Source organism: Acutalibacter muris (assembly GCF_002201475.1).
In the GTDB taxonomy this organism is placed as follows: Bacteria; Bacillota; Clostridia; order Oscillospirales; family Acutalibacteraceae; genus Acutalibacter; species Acutalibacter muris.
In genome coordinates, this window is sequence record NZ_CP021422.1 from 2,956,178 (window position 1) to 2,974,028 (window position 17,851).

At 59.7% G+C, this 17,851-nt stretch carries 21 protein-coding genes, 1 other RNA gene and 1 pseudogene; 20 read left to right on the forward strand and 3 right to left on the reverse strand.

Translation table 11 applies throughout. The features are described from left to right. Positions 1-95 precede the first annotated feature (95 nt). The 8 genes from ADH66_RS15000 (at position 96) to ADH66_RS15035 (ending at position 4,994) form a co-directional block, all read left to right on the forward strand. Entirely contained in the window at positions 96-338 is a 243-nt protein-coding gene (locus ADH66_RS15000; RefSeq protein ID WP_066539115.1) for a hypothetical protein, read from the forward strand. Beyond that, the gene (locus ADH66_RS15005; protein WP_066539114.1) at positions 328-669 is read left to right on the forward strand and encodes a terminase small subunit; all 342 of its coding nucleotides are present in this window, start codon (positions 328-330) and stop codon (positions 667-669) included. The genes ADH66_RS15000 and ADH66_RS15005 overlap by 11 nt, the downstream gene beginning before the upstream one ends. Then, the gene (locus ADH66_RS15010; RefSeq protein WP_066539112.1) at positions 666-2,066 is read left to right on the forward strand and encodes a PBSX family phage terminase large subunit; all 1,401 of its coding nucleotides are present in this window, start codon (positions 666-668) and stop codon (positions 2,064-2,066) included. Before ADH66_RS15005 ends, ADH66_RS15010 begins: the two co-directional genes overlap by 4 nt. A 15-nt stretch (positions 2,067-2,081) precedes the next feature. Next, positions 2,082-2,531, forward strand: coding sequence for a phage holin family protein (locus ADH66_RS15015; protein WP_066539110.1), 450 nt, complete (start codon positions 2,082-2,084; stop codon positions 2,529-2,531). Then, positions 2,528-3,217, forward strand: coding sequence for a peptidoglycan recognition protein family protein (locus ADH66_RS15020; RefSeq protein WP_066539108.1), 690 nt, complete (start codon positions 2,528-2,530; stop codon positions 3,215-3,217). The genes ADH66_RS15015 and ADH66_RS15020 overlap by 4 nt, the downstream gene beginning before the upstream one ends. A gap of 33 nt (positions 3,218-3,250) precedes the next feature. Beyond that, positions 3,251-4,267 carry a peptidoglycan DD-metalloendopeptidase family protein gene (locus tag ADH66_RS15025; protein WP_236757069.1) on the forward strand — a complete coding sequence of 339 codons (1,017 nt, stop codon included), beginning with the start codon at positions 3,251-3,253 and terminating at the stop codon, positions 4,265-4,267. A gap of 42 nt (positions 4,268-4,309) precedes the next feature. Then, positions 4,310-4,661: a transfer-messenger RNA gene (ssrA, locus tag ADH66_RS15030) on the forward strand. 39 nt (positions 4,662-4,700) lie between these two features. Further along, positions 4,701-4,994 carry a hypothetical protein gene (locus tag ADH66_RS15035; protein ID WP_088364458.1) on the forward strand — a complete coding sequence of 98 codons (294 nt, stop codon included), beginning with the start codon at positions 4,701-4,703 and terminating at the stop codon, positions 4,992-4,994. A 129-nt stretch (positions 4,995-5,123) separates the two neighbouring features. On the opposite strand, the pseudogene ADH66_RS21855 reads toward ADH66_RS15035, so the two are convergent. The 3 genes and pseudogenes from ADH66_RS21855 to ADH66_RS15055 form a co-directional block, all read right to left on the reverse strand. Then, positions 5,124-6,092: pseudogene (locus ADH66_RS21855) on the reverse strand (recombinase family protein); the annotation flags it as partial. A 5-nt stretch (positions 6,093-6,097) separates the two neighbouring features. Then, entirely contained in the window at positions 6,098-6,532 is a 435-nt protein-coding gene (locus ADH66_RS15050) for a hypothetical protein (protein WP_066539099.1), read from the reverse strand. Between the two features lie 5 nt (positions 6,533-6,537). After that, positions 6,538-6,963 carry a helix-turn-helix domain-containing protein gene (locus tag ADH66_RS15055; protein WP_066539097.1) on the reverse strand — a complete coding sequence of 142 codons (426 nt, stop codon included), beginning with the start codon at positions 6,961-6,963 and terminating at the stop codon, positions 6,538-6,540. A gap of 154 nt (positions 6,964-7,117) precedes the next feature. Here ADH66_RS15055 and ADH66_RS15060 point away from each other — a divergent pair, with 154 nt between their 5' ends. The 12 genes from ADH66_RS15060 (at position 7,118) to ADH66_RS15115 (ending at position 17,561) form a co-directional block, all read left to right on the forward strand. Then, positions 7,118-7,690 (forward strand): hypothetical protein, encoded by a 573-nt coding sequence (locus ADH66_RS15060; RefSeq protein ID WP_066539095.1) that lies wholly within the window; start codon positions 7,118-7,120, stop codon positions 7,688-7,690. Positions 7,691-7,704: 14 nt separating this feature from the next. Then, entirely contained in the window at positions 7,705-7,959 is a 255-nt protein-coding gene (locus ADH66_RS15065; RefSeq protein WP_066539092.1) for a hypothetical protein, read from the forward strand. After that, the gene (locus tag ADH66_RS15070; protein WP_066539091.1) at positions 7,960-8,802 is read left to right on the forward strand and encodes an HNH endonuclease signature motif containing protein; all 843 of its coding nucleotides are present in this window, start codon (positions 7,960-7,962) and stop codon (positions 8,800-8,802) included. Next, positions 8,799-9,005 (forward strand): hypothetical protein, encoded by a 207-nt coding sequence (locus tag ADH66_RS15075; RefSeq protein ID WP_066539090.1) that lies wholly within the window; start codon positions 8,799-8,801, stop codon positions 9,003-9,005. Before ADH66_RS15070 ends, ADH66_RS15075 begins: the two co-directional genes overlap by 4 nt. Positions 9,006-9,119: 114 nt before the next feature. Then, complete coding sequence (locus ADH66_RS15080; protein WP_157767220.1) at positions 9,120-9,785, forward strand: transglycosylase SLT domain-containing protein; 666 nt, start codon at positions 9,120-9,122, stop codon at positions 9,783-9,785. Positions 9,786-9,853: 68 nt separating this feature from the next. Further along, positions 9,854-10,246, forward strand: a complete 393-nt coding sequence (locus ADH66_RS15085) for a hypothetical protein (protein WP_066539087.1) — start codon at positions 9,854-9,856, stop codon at positions 10,244-10,246. Then, the gene (locus ADH66_RS15090) at positions 10,236-11,414 is read left to right on the forward strand and encodes a DUF2800 domain-containing protein (RefSeq protein ID WP_066539085.1); all 1,179 of its coding nucleotides are present in this window, start codon (positions 10,236-10,238) and stop codon (positions 11,412-11,414) included. The genes ADH66_RS15085 and ADH66_RS15090 overlap by 11 nt, the downstream gene beginning before the upstream one ends. A 13-nt stretch (positions 11,415-11,427) precedes the next feature. Next, positions 11,428-11,973, forward strand: coding sequence for a DUF2815 family protein (locus ADH66_RS15095; protein WP_066539083.1), 546 nt, complete (start codon positions 11,428-11,430; stop codon positions 11,971-11,973). A gap of 15 nt (positions 11,974-11,988) precedes the next feature. Continuing rightward, a complete protein-coding gene (locus ADH66_RS15100) occupies positions 11,989-13,962 on the forward strand; it encodes a DNA polymerase (RefSeq protein ID WP_066539079.1) in 1,974 nt (657 codons plus the stop codon). A 13-nt stretch (positions 13,963-13,975) separates the two neighbouring features. Further along, entirely contained in the window at positions 13,976-14,545 is a 570-nt protein-coding gene (locus ADH66_RS15105; protein WP_066539077.1) for a hypothetical protein, read from the forward strand. 63 nt (positions 14,546-14,608) lie between these two features. Further along, positions 14,609-15,112 carry a hypothetical protein gene (locus tag ADH66_RS15110; protein ID WP_066539076.1) on the forward strand — a complete coding sequence of 168 codons (504 nt, stop codon included), beginning with the start codon at positions 14,609-14,611 and terminating at the stop codon, positions 15,110-15,112. Further along, positions 15,102-17,561, forward strand: coding sequence for a virulence-associated E family protein (locus ADH66_RS15115; protein ID WP_201448081.1), 2,460 nt, complete (start codon positions 15,102-15,104; stop codon positions 17,559-17,561). The genes ADH66_RS15110 and ADH66_RS15115 overlap by 11 nt, the downstream gene beginning before the upstream one ends. The last annotated feature ends 290 nt before the right edge of the window (positions 17,562-17,851 follow it).

Here is a 17,851-nt window from a genome sequence, read left to right on the forward strand (position 1 = left end):
GAAAACCTCTTGACAAAATGTCAATTCGTCATTATAATATAATATATAGGTGACAAAACGTCAATCTAATTATATTGTGCGAGGGGGAAATGACAATGATGCAGACGGGTATCCGGGAGAGGTTCGACTATGGAAGGATGGCACGGGAGGCGGAGAGCGAGCGGGACAGGCTTAGGGCCATCATAAAGCGGAGAAGGGACCGGGGGCCGGCGGGCCGGGAGAGCCCCCTGGAGTGGGACCAGGGGAACCGGCGGTTTTATACCATGTACTTGGAGCAGCGCAGGAACGCCATGGAGTTTCAGCGCCGGGCCCGGGAGAGGGGCGCCAATGGGACGTAAGAAGCTTAGCGGGAAGAGGTATTCGGACCTTTGCGAGAGCTACTTTCTCCAGTGCGGCAGAGAGGGGCGGCACCCCTCTCTGCCAGGGCTGGCCCTGGCCCTGGGCATGGACAGCCGGGAGGAGCTGGAGCGGCTGGCGGCAGAGAGCCGGGGCGGCGGCGCGGCGGCGGTGCGCCGGGCCATTACCCGGGTGGAGGAGTTCAACGTCCAGTCGGCCTTTCAGAAGGACACGGCCCAGAGCGCAAAGTTTATTTTGCAGTGCGGCTTCGGTTATGGGGAGAAGCGGGGCAAAAAGGACCGGGAGGACATAAAGGTGGAGATTGAGGAATGAGGGTGACGATACCGAGGGGGGCGTTTAACCCGGTGTACCTGCCCTTGCTGCGGGAGGAGGAGAGCCGGTATCTGGTGCTGTACGGTGGGGCGGGCAGCGGCAAGAGCGTGTTCGCGGCCCAGCGGCTGCTGATAAGACTGCTGGAGCAGCCGGGGAGGAATCTTCTGGTGGCAAGGGCCGTGGCGGCGGCGCACAGGGACTCCACCTATGCGCTGTTCAAGCAGGTCATCGGGAGATGGGGGCTGGAGGAGGTGTTTCAGTGCATGGACGGAGAGCCGCGCATTTGCTGCGTGAACGGCGGCGAGATCATCTTCAAGGGCCTGACGGACCCGGAGAAGCTGAAGTCCGTCACCTTTTCCGGGGGAGAGCTGACGGACGTGTGGATAGAGGAGGCCTCGGAGCTTGGCGAGGGGCAGTTCAACCAGCTGGACCTGCGGCTGAGGGGGCGGGGACTCAAAAAGCAGATGACCCTGACCTTTAACCCGGTGTCCTCTGAGCACTGGATTAAAAGGCGGTTCTTCGACCGTGAGGACCAGCGGGCCAGGGTGCTGAAGACTACCTATAGGGACAACCTGTTCCTGGACGGGGACTACCGGCGGACCTTAGAGGGGTATAGGGAGAGCGACCCCTACTACTATCAGGTGTACTGCCTGGGAGAGTGGGGCGTTTTGGGCGGCGGCGTCTTCCATCCGGGAAAGGTGGCCGGGCGGCTGAGGGACGCGCCGGAGCCGGCGGAGAGAGGCGAGTTTGCCTTTGAGACCGGGTACGACGGGGCGGTGGGCCGGGTGCTGATGCGGGAGGAGAGCGTGAGCTTCGCCCGGCAGGAGAGCGGCTGTGTGTCCGTATACAGTCCCCCGGAGCCCGGGCGGGAATATGTTGTCGGCGGGGACACCGCCGGGGAGGGCTCGGACTATTTTGTGGCCCAGGTGCTGGACCTGGAGAGCGGGGAGCAGGTCTGCGTCCTCAGGGGGCGCATGGACGAGGACGTGTTCGCCCGACAGGTCTACTGCCTGGGGCTTTGGTACAACCGGGCTTTGCTGGCGGTGGAGTGTAACTTTTCCAGTTATCCGCTGCGGGAGCTGGAGCGGCTGGGGTATATGAACCTGTACGTCCGGGAGGGCGGGAGGCTGGGCTTTCGCACCACGTCCAGCACAAGGCCGGTGATAATAGCGGGGCTTGTGGAGGTGGCCAGGGACCATGTGGAGTGGATAAACCACAGGGAAACCTTAAGGGAGATGCTGAGCTTTGTGCGAAACCAGAGAGGCCGGGCCGAGGCCCAGGCCGGGGCCCATGACGACTGTGTGATGGCCCTGTGCATAGCGTACCAGGTGCGGCGGGAGCGGCAGGAGACGGAGGCCCAGTGGAGCTTTACGGTGAGCAGAACAAGGGACGAATAGAGAGGGAGGTTATAAATGGAGAATTTTAACGGAATCAAAAATATAGCCCTGGGAGCGCTGGCGGCGGCAGGGGCGGTTATAGCCCAAGCCCTGGGGGGCTGGGATGGGACGCTGAAGGCCCTTTTGGCCTTTATGGCGGCGGACTATGTGACCGGGCTCGTGGTGGCGGCGGTGTTCAGGCGGTCGCCAAAGACGGAGCGGGGGGCCCTTTCCAGCCGGGCGGGGTTTCTTGGGCTTGTGAAGAAGTGCGACATACTGCTGCTGGTGCTCTTGGCGGTGCTGCTGGACGAGGCCACGGGCAGCGGCATTATCCGAGCGGGGGTCTGCCTGTTCTTTACCGCCAACGAGGGGCTGTCCATACTGGAGAACCTGGGGCTTATGGGGGTGCCGTACCCCGGGTTTCTGCGGGATATGCTGGAGGCCATGAGGAAGAAGAACGATGATGATGTGGAGGGTGAGGGGTGAACATAGTCAAAAAGCTTTGCCCGCAGGAGAGGTACAATATAAAGTGTCCCTATCTGCGGGAGCCGGACAGGATAGTGGTCCATAACACCGCCAACGACGCGCCGGCGGCCAACGAGATAAACTATATGATAAACAGGCCCGAGGAGGTGAGCTTTCACTTTGCGGCAGACGACACTGAGGTCGTGCAGGGGCTGCCCTTGGAGCGCAACGCCTGGGCCAGCGGGGACGGCCTTGGGGCCGGGAACCTGCGGGGAATCCATGTGGAGATATGCTATTCAAAAAGCGGCGGGGAGCGGTTTCAAAGGGCCGAGGAGAACGCCGCGCGGCTCCTTGCGGAGCTGTTGAAGGAGCGTGGCTGGGGTCTGGACCGGGTGACGAAGCACCAGGACTATGACGGCAAATACTGCCCCCATAGGACCCTGGATTTAGGCTGGGAGCGGTTCTTGAAGATGGTGAAAAAATATTTGGAGCAGGAGGACAATGTGGATTATAATACGTTTAAAAGGTATATGGATAGGTATAACAGGGAGCTGGCGGCTGCCCAGGTTTCAGGCTGGGCGGGAGAAAGCTGGGGCTGGGCCAAGGAGAATGGCCTGCTGGACGGCTCCGCGCCAAAAGCGCCGCTGACAAGGGAGCAGGCCGCCGCTGTACTAAGCCGGGTTCTAAAAGACGGGGCAGGGACATAAGATAGACCAAAACCGTGGGGGGAGATGTGGCGTGTGTTCTGTACGGTCAGGGTGAAGCGGCGGGCAAGGGGGCTTGTGCTGGCGGGAGCGCTGGCGCTGGCGGTGCTTGTGCCGGTGCTCTCAGGGGTCTGGGCGGCGGGAGAGGAGGCCCGGAGGGACTTTATCAAATGGGTGGACTTTGAGGCGCCCGAGTCCGTGCTGGAGAGGGCGCTGGAGGTGGACGTGGAGTCCCATGAGGAGGGGCAGCCGGTGGACTGGATAGACCTGCTGGCATATCTTGCGGCCAAGTACGGCGGGGATTTTAAGCTGTATAAGCAGGCGGACTTTGACAGCGCCGTGGAGAGATTAAAGGCCGGGGAGGACCTTTCGGAGACACCCAGCTATTCCTACTATCGGGAGGCCTATGGGGCGGTGCTGGGGGGCTTTGTGGGGGAGTTCCAGGTGGAGGGTGACGAGGGCTGGGAGAGCTGCTATGGGCTGAAGGCCTACTCCCCCCTTGCCAAGACCTTCCCCTACAGCGACTATGACGATTTCGGCGCGGGGCGGGACTACGGCTATAGGCGGCGGCACCTGGGCCACGACATGATGGCGGCGGTGGGCACGCCGGTGATAGCGGTGGAGTCCGGCACGGTGGAGGCTTTGGGCTGGAACCAGTACGGCGGCTGGCGTATTGGTATCAGGAGCTTTGACGGGCTCCGCTACCATTACTATGCGCATTTAAGGCAAAACAGGCCCTATGCCCAGGGACTGGAGCAGGGAGACACAGTGATGGCCGGGGACGTGATAGGGTATGTGGGCCGCACAGGGTACAGCGCCACGGAGAATACAAACGGGATAGAGCAGAGCCATCTGCACTATGGCTTACAGCTGATATTTGACGAGAGCCAGAAGGAGGGCAACGGTGAGATCTGGGTGGATGTGTATCAGATATGCCGTATGCTCCGGGGGCACCAGAGCGAGGTGGAGAGGGAGGCGGAGACGAAGGAATGGAGGAGAGTCCGGGGGTTTAGGGAGGAGATACGGGGACTGGACAAAAAAACCCTTGAATAACCGGCCAACATAGTGTATAATATAAAAGTATTCCTCTCCCCTGGGGATGTAAAGGTTTCGACGGGGGAGGGAAACCCTGGTAAGCGGGCAGTGGCGCCGGACCACTTTAAAACCGGCAAACCTTAAAATTAAACGACAACGACTTTGTTGCTGTTGCTGCTTAAATAAGCAGCCGTTCTTACCCGGAGCACCGCGGCCGGGATAAGAGCGTCGATTAGCGGTGAACGTGAGCGAGGGGGCCGCCTTCGACCCTTGCCATGACGGAGAAGGCTACCGACGCCCGGAGCGTGCTTTTGCGCGCCGGGCAGGGGGAATCTTAAAACAAAAGCTACGCCCGTAGAAAGCCCCGGCGCCCCTCTTTCGGACGCGGGTTCGACTCCCGCCATCTCCACCATTCGGACCGTACTCGAACTTTTGAGTGCGGTCCTTTTTCTTGTATGTTGTAGAAGATCATCGCCTGGCCGTTTCTGACCTCGATCCGGGCGATGAACGTGTCAACGAGACGCTGCCGGAAGGCGGCGTCTTTTGTATCCCCATTTCTGAACGAACGAAGCCAAGCCCCGACCGCCTCACTGGTGAGCCGGGGCTTTTTCATTTCTGCCCGCTCAATCTCCACGAGCAGCTCCTCCTCTTCGGCTTCCAGCTCCGCCAGGCGACCGGCAAGGCCCCGGGCCCCGGTGCCCTCCTCGATGGCGTCCAATATGTTCCGCTGGCGCTTCCGGTTTGAGTCGAGCTGCTTCCGGTATGCTGCGGCCGGATCCAGAGCGTCCTCCTGCTCCTGGATCTCCAGGATCCGGACCGTGAGCTTCTCGATCATGTCCTCGGTCAGCATGTCCTCGACCGTGGCCTCGATGACCCGATCCTCGAAGTGATCCCGGGGGATCGGCTTCAGCTCGCACTTCTCGCCGCGCTTCTTCGCGCCACACTTGTAATAGTGGTACACCTTCCCCGTTTTACTGGTGCCGGACTCCCCGTTCAGCATCGCCCCACAGTATGAACAAAAACATTTACAGCTCAGCAGATAGTCCACTTTTGCCCTCCCTGCCGCGTTATTGCGCGGCGTCCCGAAGTGTTTGGCCGCCTCCTCGAAGGTGGCCAGGTCGATGATGGGATCCGTCAGGATCTCAACCCCCTGGATCTCGAAGCGGCCGAGGTACTTTTCGTTCCGTAACATCCGATAGATCACGGCCTGGGTGATCGGCTTCCCGCGCTGGCCAGTGACGCCGTGCTTTCGGAAGAGCTCGACCAGCTCCTTCGTCTGGGCCCCGGCGTTGTGCATCCAGAAGGCTTCCCGGACAACGGCAGCCTTCTCCTCGTCGACGATGATGTGCTTCTCGTCGTCCACCGTGTAGCCGATCGGCAGCGGCGCCCCACAATACTGTCCCTTTTTCGCGGTCTCCCTCATGCCCCTGACGATCTTCTGCCGGAGGTCTGCGGAGTAATACTCGGCCAGGCCTTCCAGAACGCTCTCCAGGATGATCCCCTCCGGGCCCTCCGGGACAGACTCCTCAGCATACAGCAGACGGACGCCCGCCTTTTTCAGCTTCATTTTACTGAGGGCGATGTCCTGCCGGTCCCGCCCGAAGCGGTCGATCTTCCAGACGATCACGCACTCGAAGCGATGCTGCTCCGCGTCGTGCAGCATCCTCTGGAACTCATTCCGGCCGACGATGCTCTTCCCTGAGATGTGCCGGTCGGCATATATTTCAACGATCTGGATCCCGTTTCTCTCTGCATAAGCCTGGCAGTCAGCGACCTGGCCCTCGATGGACTGGTCCGTCTGGTTTGGTCCTGCAGAGTATCTCGCATAAATAGCGCCCAGCATAAGCGTCAACCTCCTATCTTTGCAAGCGCTTCATCATGAAGCTGCTGCACCAATGCAACATTGGCCGCCGACATCTGGTAGTAGTACGGCTCCAGCGCCGTCTGAAACTTCTCAAACTGGGAGCGCTTCCCTCTAACAGTTTTGACTTTCTCAGCGTTCAGCAGAGTCTTCTGGAAGTATCTCAGAATGAAATCACGGGTGGCAGCTTCCTCCTGCTCCTGGGCCATTCTCAGCACCTCTGCGGGCTTCGTACCCTTAAACTTGACATACTTCGAGAGCTCAGTCAGCTTTCCGGCCAAGTCTTTCAAACTCGCGTAATCAGTAAAGAACGAGTCTGGATCCGTGGTATTGTTTACTACGTCCCGGGCTTTTCGCATATCGTCCAGCCAGATGGGAGCGAGGAGCTCCGCGTTTTTCTTTTTCTCTTTGTGTCCAAACATCACCGTCACCCTCCTATCTTCCGAGAGTTCTTTGCCAGATCATTCAGCAAAAAGTCCATATACAGAGCCACCCGACTCTCCAGTTCTTTGATCTTCTCCTCAGTGACCTCATACTCAACTCCGTCATGGGTGAGGATCGCGTTTCCGTCTGCATCATACAGCACAACCCAGCCCAGGAGCTTCATCTGCTGCTCCAGACAATAAGAGAAGCTGACCGTCTTCCGGTCTTCTGTCCAGCCGGAGAACTCGATGGCGGTCATCCCTAACGCTTTAGCAAAGGCCGGAACTTTTGCCCGTGGAACATCCGCCGCGCCGAGCTCGATCTTGTTGATCGAACTCTTATGCTTATAGCCCAGTATCTTCGCCAGGTCTTCCTGACTGAGGCCAAGCTCTTCCCGTCTTTTCTTAATTTTTTGCCCTAAATTATCCATTGATCACAACCTCCTCGGAGAAACCATTATACCATGAGAGGCAAAAAATTTCTACTTTTTCGGAAAAAATAGTTGACTTTCTTTCTGCCCGGAGGTACACTATCCATGGGTAGAAAAATATTCTACTCAACAAACGAGAGGAGGACACACCTACATGGCAACATTGAGAGAAACCGCGAGCAGTTACGCCAATGAGATCCGCGAGGGGATCGCCTGGGTCGTGGTATGGAAAACCGGGCGAGGCTGGAACGCCTCAGCGTTCTGGCTGAGCTGCGACACTGACGTTTTTGAGGATGATGACCTTCCGGAAGTCCGCAAGATCCTGGAGCAGGACCCCAACGCCGTCATGATAAACGGCTATTACTGTGGACACCTCGGCGAAGACATGAACGTGAACGAGCTGGCGGCCGGGATCCGCTGGCACTATGAGAACGGTTACAACCGCCTAAGCAACTCGACTGCTCTTCCGGAAGAAGACAACACACAAGCCATAAAAGTCATTTACACTTTCGGCTCTGACGAGCGTTTTCCCTTCCGCGGCGGCTGGGTGGAGATAGTCGCGCCCAGCATGAGAGACGCACATGCAATATTCCGGAAGCACTATCCTGATAGAACCCCGGGGATCCTGAACTGCTCCGACTACTACACAGAACAGCAATTCAATGAGTCGGACATGCCGATCACTGGCAATCGGGGAGCTTTCTGCCACTGTAAGCTCAGCGCATAGAGAGGAGGGATAACATGAAGAACACACTGCAAGACCTGAACAACCACCTCTTTGAGCAGCTGGAACGGCTGAACGACGAAGACCTGACAGACGAACAGCTTGACAGAGAGCTGAGGCGGGCGGAGGGCATGACAAAGATCGCCACCCAGATCATCGAGAACGGCGAGCTCGCCTTCAAGACCATGGTCCACATGGACGAGTACGGCTATAACAACGGCCGCCAGCAGATCCCCGTCATGCTGGAGGCCCACACAAAGGGGGGGGACTGAATGAAGAAGGTGTGGAAGTATCCGGATGAAATAACGGACTTTGTCCGAGAGCATGGGCACGAGGGAAGCGTCCGGGAGATGCAGGAGCGGGTCAACAGCCGCTTCGGGACCTCTTTCACCTACGACCAGATGAAGAGCATGTTCTCCCGCCACAAGATCCATGCAGCGCCTCGACTGGGGCGCAAATACCCCGACAAGCGGATCACCACGCCAGAGATGGACGCCTTCATCCGGGAACATCTCGAAGGGACCGGCTACCAGTCAATGGCCGATCTGCTCAATGTCCGCTTTGGCACCAGCTTCACCAAGGATCAGATGAAGAACTACTACAACCGGAACAAGCTGGACAGCGGCCTCACGGGGCGCTTTGAAAAAGGCTCCGTCCCGGCCAATAAGGGGAAGACCTGGGACGAGTTCATGAGCCCGGAAAGCCAGGCCGCCAGCCGGAGGACCACCTTCAAGCCTGGACACCTGCCCCACAATGGAGGCACCCCGGTCGGCACCATCCGACTGAGGCACGGCCACAGAAACCGGCCAGGCTCCCACCCCTATTACTGGCAAAAAGTCGCAGAGCCGAACGTCTGGCGGATGAAGCACGTCATTGAATGGGAGGAACACAACGGTCCGGTCCCTGAAGGCAGCATGGTGACTTTTGCAAACGGTGACACGCTTGACTGGCGGATCGACAATCTGATCCTGGAGACGAGGGCCCAGCACGCGGTCAAAAACCGGCATCACATCCACGGCTACGATCAGGAGAGCGCTCTGACCGCCAATCAGATCGCCGACATCAAGATCGCCGTGTCACAGAAAAAGAGACGAAGAAAAGGAGGAAAGTCATGACCAACACAAAGCTACTCCGCGAAAAAATTGAAGCCAGCGGGCTGAAGCTCGCCTACATTGCCAGTCAGCTCTGGATCTCGCCCAAAGCACTGACCATGAAGATAGAAAACCAGACCCAGTTCAAAGCTGCCGAGATCAAACGACTCAGCGAGATCCTCGGAATTGAAACAGCGGAAGAACGGGAACAAATTTTTTTAAGCTGAAAGTAGAAAATTTTTCTACAAGGAGGACACACATGTCACGAAAAAACAACAATCCGGATCTGACAATGCTGGCGCTGGCCGCCTATGACGCGATCCGGAGGAACATGGAGGAAAATGATGGAGAAGAAAAGAAGGCGGCGGAGGTACACGCTGCGGGAGCAGCTGCTCAGCCTGGCGATCGGCATCATGATCGGGCTCCTGGCGGGGCTGGCACACGCGAACAGCGTCCAGCAGCACAGGCAGGCTATCGTCTCATTGCCATCTGAACCCCCGGCCATAACGGCCACCCAGGAAGCCCCAGAGACGCCCACAGCGCCTCCTGAGCCCTACAACGACCCGAACATCCCGGACAACGTGGAAGCGGCTGCACGAGCCGCTGGAGCGGCTTATGACCTATCTCCTGAGCTTCTGGAAGCCGTTGCATTTCATGAGAGCCGTTACAGCCTGGACGCAGTCAACGGTGACTGCATCGGCCTGATGCAGATCGCGACCTACTGGCACGAAGACCGGATGGAGCGCCTGGGAGTGACCGAGGCAGACCTCTGGAAGGCCGGGCCGAGCATGATGGTCGCGGCGGACTTCCTGGACGAGCTGATCCGGCGCTATGACGATCTGGGCACGGCTCTGATGTACTACAACGGCGGAGGCGATCACATGGCTGCCTATCTGGAGCGCGGCGAGCTGAGCTGGTACGCCAGCAGCGTCATCGAGATGGCTGAGCAGCTCCGGCAGGAGCATGACAACGCGGAGGAGGTGAGGCCTTTGGACTCAATAAAATAGGCCCCGGAGAAATTTCCGGAGCCCAGGAAGACACACATCAATTATAGCAAAAAGGAGGACATTTTTCAATGAAAATCACAGTTACTTTTGACACTCTGGAAGAGTTCCAGACCTACATGGGGATCCAGTCCCCGAGCAAACCGGCCCAGGAAGCGCCGAAGGGCACCGGGGCAAAGAAGGACACGAAGAAGGCCGCAAAGCCTCAGGAGGCCGCCCAGGCGCCCGCTGAGGACGATCTGATGGAAGACACTCCCGCACCCGGAACGCCCACGGCTCCCGAAGTAACCGAAGACTTCCGCGTGGAGGTCCGGAAGACCCTGGCCCAGCTGAACAAAAAGGTCGGGAAGAACATCGCCAGCGAGCTGATCAAGGGCTTCGGTGTGGACAAGCTGACCGAGGTCGCTCTGGCTGATCTCCCCGCTCTCATGAGCAAAGCAAAGGAGGCCCTCAATGCCGAGTAAACATGCAAAACTGTCCGCATCGAGCGCTTTCCGGTGGATCAACTGCCCCGGATCCGTTGTACTGGCCGACCAGCTCCCGGCCCCCGGGTCGAGCGCCTACGCGGACGAAGGAACCCTGGCCCACGCACTCGCCGAGCTGAAGCTCCGGAAGTTCCTCGGCGACGCGGGCAACTACGACAAGGAGCTGGCCCAGATCCAGGCCAGTGAATACTACTGCGGCGAGATGGACGAAGCCACCGACTTCTACGCTGAAACCGTCCAGGAGCATCTGGCAGCGGCAGGCGAGGACGCGGAGCTCATGATCGAGCAGCAGTTCAGTCTGGACAACTGGGTGCCGGAGGGCTTCGGGACCTCTGACGCCGTCATCATCGGCGGCAGCACGATCGAAGTCATCGACCTGAAGTACGGCAAGGGGGTCAAAGTGGAAGCCAAGAACAACCCCCAGCTGAGGCTCTACGGCCTGGGCGCTTCCGCCCTCTTCGGGGATCTCTATGACTTTGAGACTGTCCGGACGACCATCATCCAGCCCCGGCTGGACCATGTGAGCGGCGAGGAGATCCCTCTGAAGGAGCTGCTGCTCTGGGCCGAGGAAGAAGTTGCACCGAAAGCCCGGATGGCGATGGATGGCACAGACTACACCGCCTGCGGCGACTGGTGCCGCTGGTGCCCGGCGAAGGCGGTCTGCCGGAAGCGGGCCGAGTACAATCTGGAGCTGGCAAAGGACGAGTTCAAGGCTCCCCCGCTCCTCACGGACGAAGAGATCGGCGAGGTCCTGAGGCGCGCCGAGGAGATCCAGAAGTGGACCAGCGACATCCAGGCCTACGCCCTGGAGGAAGCTCTGGCAGGCAAACAGTTCGACGGCTGGAAGCTCGTCGAGGGCCGGAGCAACCGGAAGTATGCCGACGACGTCAAGGTGGCCGAGACCCTGGTGGCTGCCGGTTATGACGAGGCCATGCTCTACGAGCGCAAGCTCTACGGCATCACCGCGATGGAGAAGCTCGTCGGCAAGAAAAAGCTCACGACGACCCTGGGCGACCTGATCATCAAACCGGCAGGCAAGCCTGTCCTGGTCCCGGAGAGCGACAAGCGCGAAGCAATCAACACGACCGAAGCAGCAAAGGCTGACTTTGACAACACCGAGGACGCCGAGAACGTCCCGCAATTTTAAGGAGGATAACATCATGAGCACTAAAGTCATTACCGGTAAGGTCCGTTTTTCCTACGTCAACATCTTCAAGAGCCGCGCCTTCCAGAGCGGCCAGGACGCGAAGTACAGCGTCTGCCTTCTGATCCCCAAGGAAGACAAGGCCACCGTCAAGAAGATCCGCGCCGCGATCGAGGAGGCCATCCAGGAGGGCATCGCTTCCAAGTGGGGCGGCAAGAAGCCCGGCAACCTGAAGCTCCCGCTGCGTGACGGCGACGACGAGCGGGCCGACGAGGCTCCGGAGTATGAGGGCATGTTCTTCCTGAACGCCAACAGCACCCAGAAGCCCGGCATCGTGGACAAGGATCTGAACGAGATCCTCGACCCGGACGAAGTCTACAGCGGCAGCTGGGGCCGGGCCTCGATCAACTTCTACCCGTTCAACACCAACGGCAACAAGGGCGTCGGCGTCGGGCTGAACAACATCCAGAAGCTCAAGGACGACGAGCGGCTGGGCGCTGCCCGTGCTTCCGCCGAGACCGACTTCGGCGACGGCTACGAGGACGACGAGGACGATTTCTAAGAGAGGAGAAAACAGATGCACAGAGTCATGGGTGTGGACATTGAAACCTACAGCTCCGTGGATCTGGCCGGGTCGGGCGTCTACGCCTACACGGAGGCGCCCGACTTCGACATCCTGCTGATCGGCTATAAATTCGACGACGAGGCGGAGGTCCATGTGATCGACACGCTCGCGGTCGACCGGGACTTCGACCCGGAGCTCTACGAGTTCCGCGAAGCTCTCACCGACCCGGGCATCATCAAGACCGCCTTCAATGCGGACTTCGAGCGGACGTGCCTGGCCAAGTGGACCGGCGCGGCAATGCCTCCGGAAGAATGGCGCTGCACGATGATCAAGGCCCTCACCCTGGGCCTGCCGGGCAACCTGGCAGACGTCGGCATCGCTATGGGACTACCGGAGGAAAAGCTGAAGGACCCCCAGGGCAAGGCCCTGATCCAGTTCTTCTCAAAGCCCTGCAAGCCAACACGGACGAACGGGCAGAGGACGCGCAATCTTCCGGCGCACGACCCCGCGAAGTGGAAGCTCTTCATCGAATACAACCGGCAGGACGTCGTCACCGAGCAGGAAATCCTCAGGCAGCTGGACATATACAAGACGCCGGAGTCAGAGCAGCAGCTCTGGGCTCTGGATCAACACATGAACGACAACGGCGTGAAGCTGGACATCCCGATGGTCGAGAAGATCGTCGAGTATGACACCCAGCGGCGCCAAGAGCTTCAGGAAGAAGCCAAGGTGCTCACGGGGCTGGCCAATCCGAACAGCCTGGCCCAGCTTAAAAAATGGCTGTCCAAGCAGGGCGTCACGATGACCAGCGTCACAAAGGACACCATCGCGGCCACGCTCCAGACAGACATCCCGGACAATGTCCGGAGGATGCTGGAGATCCGGACCGCCCTCGGCAAGACCTCCGTGGCCAAGTACAGCACAATGCTGACGGCGGTCTGCCAAGATCACCGCCTCCGGGGGATCCTCCAGTTCTACGGGGCCAACCGGTCAGGGCGATGGGCCGGGCGCCTGGTGCAGACGCACAACCTCGCCAAAAACAGCCTGCCAGACTTGGATCTGGCCCGTGAGCTGGCTGCTGCCGGAGATTTTGACACGCTGGCCACGCTCTTCGGAGAGACGGCCTTCGTCTTCTCCGAGCTGATCCGGACGGCTTTCATCCCTTCGGACGGCTGCCGCTTCGTTGTGAGCGACTTCGCGGCCATCGAGGCCCGCGTCCTGGCGTGGATCGCTGGCGAGGAATGGACCCTGGAGGCCTTCCGGCAGGGCAAGGACATCTACTGCGAGACCGCGTCTATGATGTACCGCGTCCCGGTCGAGAAGCACGGACAGAACAGCCACCTCCGTCAGAAGGGCAAGGTCGCCGTGCTGGCCTGCGGCTACCAGGGAGGCGTCGGCGCCATGAAACGCATGGACAAAGGCGGCAGCATCCCGGAGGACGAGCTTCAGAGCGTCGTGGATCAATGGCGCGAAGCCAATCCCAAAGTCGTGAAGCTCTGGAGGACCTGCGAGCTGGCAGCAAAGACGGCGATCCAGGAGCACCGGACCGTCCGCCTGGCCCACGGCATCGCCTTCAGCTACATCAACCGGAACCTCTTCATCCAGCTGCCAAGCGGCCGGAAGCTCTGTTACTGGGACACCAGGCTGAAGCAGGACGACTACACCGGCCGGCTCTCCATCACCTACATGGGCGTGAACCAGGAGACAAAGCAGTGGGGAGAGACCGAAACCTATGGCGGGAAGCTGGTCGAGAACATCGTCCAGGCAACCGCGAGGGACTGCCTGGCCGTGGCCATGACCAGGGTCAGCGCCCTGGGCTACAAGATCGTGATGCACGTCCACGACGAGATGATCGTCGACGTGCCGAACACAGACACCGAGGCCCCCGGCAGGATCAATGCCATCATGGCCCAGCCGATTGACTGGGCCGAGGGGCTTCCACTAAAGGGCGACACCTATGAGACGCCCTTCTACAAGAAAGATTAAGGAGGACACACAAATGCCTATCTACAAGAGCAATCAACCGATCGAAGTCATCAGAAAGGCCAGCACGAAGGGCCTGGAGATCATGGTCGGGGACCAGATCCATGTCAGCAAGTACACCGCAACCTGCCAAAAAATCACCCAGGCGGGCGCCCTCTTCCTTCTGGACCAGTATCTCGACCAGGCCTACCCGATGAACGCGGAAGACAGCAACCGGGGCGGCTACGAGGCCAGCGACCTCAGGAAGACGCTCCAGAGCGAGGAGGTGCTGAAGATCTTCGCGGAATATCGCGACCGGATGCAGCCCTTCGACAACGGCGACCTGCTGCGGATCCCCTTCTTCGGTGAGATCTTCGGGAAAGAGGACGCCAACTACTTCGAGCCGGACGGCTGCGAGCAGTGGCCGCTCATGAAGGACCGGAAAAACCGGATCGCCTTCCGAGACAACTCCTGGGAATGGGGCTGGCTCCAGAACAAGAGGAAAGGGTCGGCGACGGGCTTCTGCAGCGTCCTCGACGGTGGCAGTGCCTACTACTGGTTCGCCTCGAACTCCGTCGGCGTCCGCCCGGCTTTCCTTATCGTTTGATCATACAATCCCGGGGCCCCCGCGGCCCCGGACATCTGGCAATAAACCAGCAAAGAGGAACCGATGGATCAGAAAATTATCAATATCACTTTCCACCAAGGAATGGGGCACATGACCGTCATGCTGGACGCGTTCTTCCCGACCGATGCAGCCCGACTCCGGAAACTGCTCAGCATCATCGACGAGGACTACGAGCACCGGGACGAGCTTCGGGCCGTCGTCGTCCAGCACTGCGGTCAACGCGCCCAGGCCCTCATGGACGGCCGGAGCGATCTGGCCAACCAGGCCATAAACTACCACACAAAGGCAACGGAGCTGCAGCCTGAGATCGACAAGATGGCCCGGCAGGTTGACACTCTCCAGCGGTATGTAAAGACCTACTGCAAGCGGGGCGGCCAGGGCTACCGCCAGCAGCTCAAAGAGCTGAAGGCTCAGCTGAAAGAGATCAAGGAACAGCAGCGGCACGCGCTCACTCTCTACCGCGACTATCAGAGGCGGTTCGTCGGCGCCGAGAAAGAGGCCGAGAAGCTGAAGAAGAACGTGGAGGTCGCAAAGCATGAACGATAAAGACAACACGGCCCGGATCATGAACCTGGCCGACTACAACATCGGAATAAAGCACAACGGCGAGCTCCTGATCTCCCTCGGCAAGAGCCGCTTCGAGACGGCATGGAAGAACAAGCGGATCCTCTGGTCCTCCCTTCTGGCCCGGCTCTCGAAGTCCGTGGAGACACCGGAGACCCACGCCGAATACATGAAAATGTCAAAGGAGCAGCAGGACCGGATCAAGGACATCGGCGGCTTCGTCGGCGGGCATCTGGAAAACGGCCGGAGAAAGACCGGCAGCGTCCTGGCCCGCCAGATCCTCACCCTCGACCTGGACTTCCCTCCTGCTGACTTCTGGGACACGCTCATGAACAACCTGGAGATCAACAGCGCCCTGGCAGTCTACTCGACGCACAAGCACTCAGCAGGGACACCACGCTTCCGGCTGATCATGCCTCTGGATCGGGAAGTCACGCCGGACGAATACGAGGCCATCGCCAGGAAGATCGCCGAGAAGGTCGGCATCGACCTCTTTGACGACTCCACCTTCCAGCCGACGCGCCTCATGTACTGGCCAAGCAACAGCACCGGCGTCGAGCCCTTCTTCAACTACTACGACGCGCCGTTTTTATCGGCCGACGCTGTCCTGGCAGAATACCCGGACTGGACTGACACGAGCTACTGGCCGGAGTCCTCCAGGATGACCGGGATCCGGAAGCGCCAGGCAGACAAGCAGGGGGATCCTCTGGAGAAGAAGGGCATCGTCGGCGCGTTCTGCCGGACATACAACATCACCGAGGCGATCGCCAAGTTCCTGCCGGACATCTACACCCAGACGGCGAAGCCCGACCGCTACACCTACGCGGCGGGCTCCACGGCTGCGGGCCTCGTCGTCTATGATGGTGAGCTCTTCGCCTACTCAAACCACAGCACGGATCCGGCAGGCGGGCAGCTCTGCAACGCCTTCGACCTCGTCCGGATCCACAAGTTCGGCGACCTGGATGACGGCAAGGAGGACAAGAGCGGCGCGGAACGGCCGAGCTACAAGGCGATGGCCACCCTCGCCTCTGAGGATCCCGCCACCATCCGCACGATCGACAAAGACCACAAAGACAGTGCCGTCCTCGACTTCGAGAACGAGCTGCCGGATGATGACACGGACGAAACATGGAAGACCAGCCTCCTCCGGAACGAGAACGGCGACATCCGGACAGTGATCACCAACGCCGTGCTGATACTCCAGAACGACCCGGCTCTCCAGGGCATCCGCTTCAATGAGCTGTCTGGGGCGATCGAGGTCAAGGGCAGGCTTCCATGGAGCCGCCCGAGTAAATACTGGCGCGATGCTGACGACGCCCAGCTCTACATCTGGGTGGCCGACAAGTACAAGGTCCAGTTCCCCGAGAACAAGTTCACAAAAGCGCTCACCCAGGTCGCGGACAGCCGCCGCTTCAATCCGCTGCGGGACTACATCAGGGGACTGCCTGACTGGGACGGCGTCCCCAGAGTCGACACGCTGCTGGTGGACTATCTGGGTGCAGAGGACTCACCCTACACCCGGGCCGTCACCAGGAAGACCCTGATCGGGGCCATCCAGCGCGTGCTGGAGCCCGGCTGCAAGTTCGACACGGTCCTGGTCCTGGACGGGAAGCCTGGCATCGGCAAGAGCACCCTGCTCCGGAAGCTGGGCGGGGTGTGGTTTAGTGACTCCCTCAGCCTGGCCGACACCCGGGACAAGACTGCCGCCGAGAAGCTCCAGGGCGTCTGGATCATGGAGATCGGCGAGATGCAAGGCACCCGGAAGGCCGACGTCGACGTGATGAAGGGCTTCCTTAGCCGCCAGGTGGATGAATACCGGGCGGCCTACGGCCGGGTGGTGGAGCGCCACCCGAGGACCGCGATCATCTGCGGCACCACCAACAGCACCACCGGTTTCCTCCGGGACACCACCGGCAACCGGCGCTTCTGGCCCGTGACCGTGAACGGCGGCAGCCGTCTGAGCGTCTGGGACATGACCGAGGAGACCCGCGCCCAGATCTGGGCCGAGGCGATGGCCTACACGGCGGAGGGCGAGGACAGCTTCCTGGACGCTGAAATGGAAAAAGAGGCGGCGAAAGCCCAGCAGGCAGCGCTCATGTACGACGAACGCGAGGGCCAAGTGATCGACTACCTGGAGACGCTGCTGCCGGATGACTGGTACAGCTGGGAGCTGGACAAGCGTCTGGACTATTTTCGCCAGAGGGATGTCCTGGCGCCTGAACAGCAGAAAGGGACCATGCAGCGGGCGAGAGTCTGCGCTCTGGAAGTCTTCTGTGAGTGCTTCGGACGGCCTAAGCAGCAATGGACCCGGAGGGACGGCGACGAGATCGTCAGCATAATGGCAAGGATCCCGGGCTGGGAAAGAACTGGCGCGACTGCAAGGATCAACGAATACGGCAAGCAAAGAGTTTTTACAAGGTGCAAGCGGTAACGATAGCGCCCTGAGCGGTAACGAGATCAAAATCATCGTTACCGGGTAAAGCACCCAAACGGTAACGACCGGAACGACAAAAACGGCGATTGTTACCAGCGCCGTTACCAGCAAAAAGCCAGTAAACACAAGGTTTTCATGGTAAGTGGTAACGAGGTAACGACTAAAACCTTATGAGTTTTTATATTTACGGTAAACACCGCATAAAACCCGCGAAAAGCGCCCCCGCGTATAGGCGTATATAGAAAAGTTTCGGGCTCTTGTTACCAGAGCACCAAAGGAGGAAAAAC

Bases quoted from the DNA above. Each gene is read 5' to 3' on its own strand.
- ADH66_RS15000 (WP_066539115.1), top strand. From the start codon at position 96: ATGATGCAGACGGGTATCCGGGAGAGGTTCGACTATGGAAGGATGGCA.
- ADH66_RS15005 (WP_066539114.1), top strand. From the start codon at position 328: ATGGGACGTAAGAAGCTTAGCGGGAAGAGGTATTCGGACCTTTGCGAG.
- ADH66_RS15010 (WP_066539112.1), top strand. From the start codon at position 666: ATGAGGGTGACGATACCGAGGGGGGCGTTTAACCCGGTGTACCTGCCC.
- ADH66_RS15015 (WP_066539110.1), top strand. From the start codon at position 2,082: ATGGAGAATTTTAACGGAATCAAAAATATAGCCCTGGGAGCGCTGGCG.
- ADH66_RS15050 (WP_066539099.1), bottom strand. From the start codon at position 6,532: ATGTTTGGACACAAAGAGAAAAAGAAAAACGCGGAGCTCCTCGCTCCC.
- ADH66_RS15055 (WP_066539097.1), bottom strand. From the start codon at position 6,963: ATGGATAATTTAGGGCAAAAAATTAAGAAAAGACGGGAAGAGCTTGGC.
- ADH66_RS15060 (WP_066539095.1), top strand. From the start codon at position 7,118: ATGGCAACATTGAGAGAAACCGCGAGCAGTTACGCCAATGAGATCCGC.
- ADH66_RS15065 (WP_066539092.1), top strand. From the start codon at position 7,705: ATGAAGAACACACTGCAAGACCTGAACAACCACCTCTTTGAGCAGCTG.
- ADH66_RS15070 (WP_066539091.1), top strand. From the start codon at position 7,960: ATGAAGAAGGTGTGGAAGTATCCGGATGAAATAACGGACTTTGTCCGA.
- ADH66_RS15075 (WP_066539090.1), top strand. From the start codon at position 8,799: ATGACCAACACAAAGCTACTCCGCGAAAAAATTGAAGCCAGCGGGCTG.
- ADH66_RS15080 (WP_157767220.1), top strand. From the start codon at position 9,120: ATGATGGAGAAGAAAAGAAGGCGGCGGAGGTACACGCTGCGGGAGCAG.
- ADH66_RS15085 (WP_066539087.1), top strand. From the start codon at position 9,854: ATGAAAATCACAGTTACTTTTGACACTCTGGAAGAGTTCCAGACCTAC.
- ADH66_RS15090 (WP_066539085.1), top strand. From the start codon at position 10,236: ATGCCGAGTAAACATGCAAAACTGTCCGCATCGAGCGCTTTCCGGTGG.
- ADH66_RS15095 (WP_066539083.1), top strand. From the start codon at position 11,428: ATGAGCACTAAAGTCATTACCGGTAAGGTCCGTTTTTCCTACGTCAAC.
- ADH66_RS15100 (WP_066539079.1), top strand. From the start codon at position 11,989: ATGCACAGAGTCATGGGTGTGGACATTGAAACCTACAGCTCCGTGGAT.
- ADH66_RS15105 (WP_066539077.1), top strand. From the start codon at position 13,976: ATGCCTATCTACAAGAGCAATCAACCGATCGAAGTCATCAGAAAGGCC.
- ADH66_RS15110 (WP_066539076.1), top strand. From the start codon at position 14,609: ATGGATCAGAAAATTATCAATATCACTTTCCACCAAGGAATGGGGCAC.
- ADH66_RS15115 (WP_201448081.1), top strand. From the start codon at position 15,102: ATGAACGATAAAGACAACACGGCCCGGATCATGAACCTGGCCGACTAC.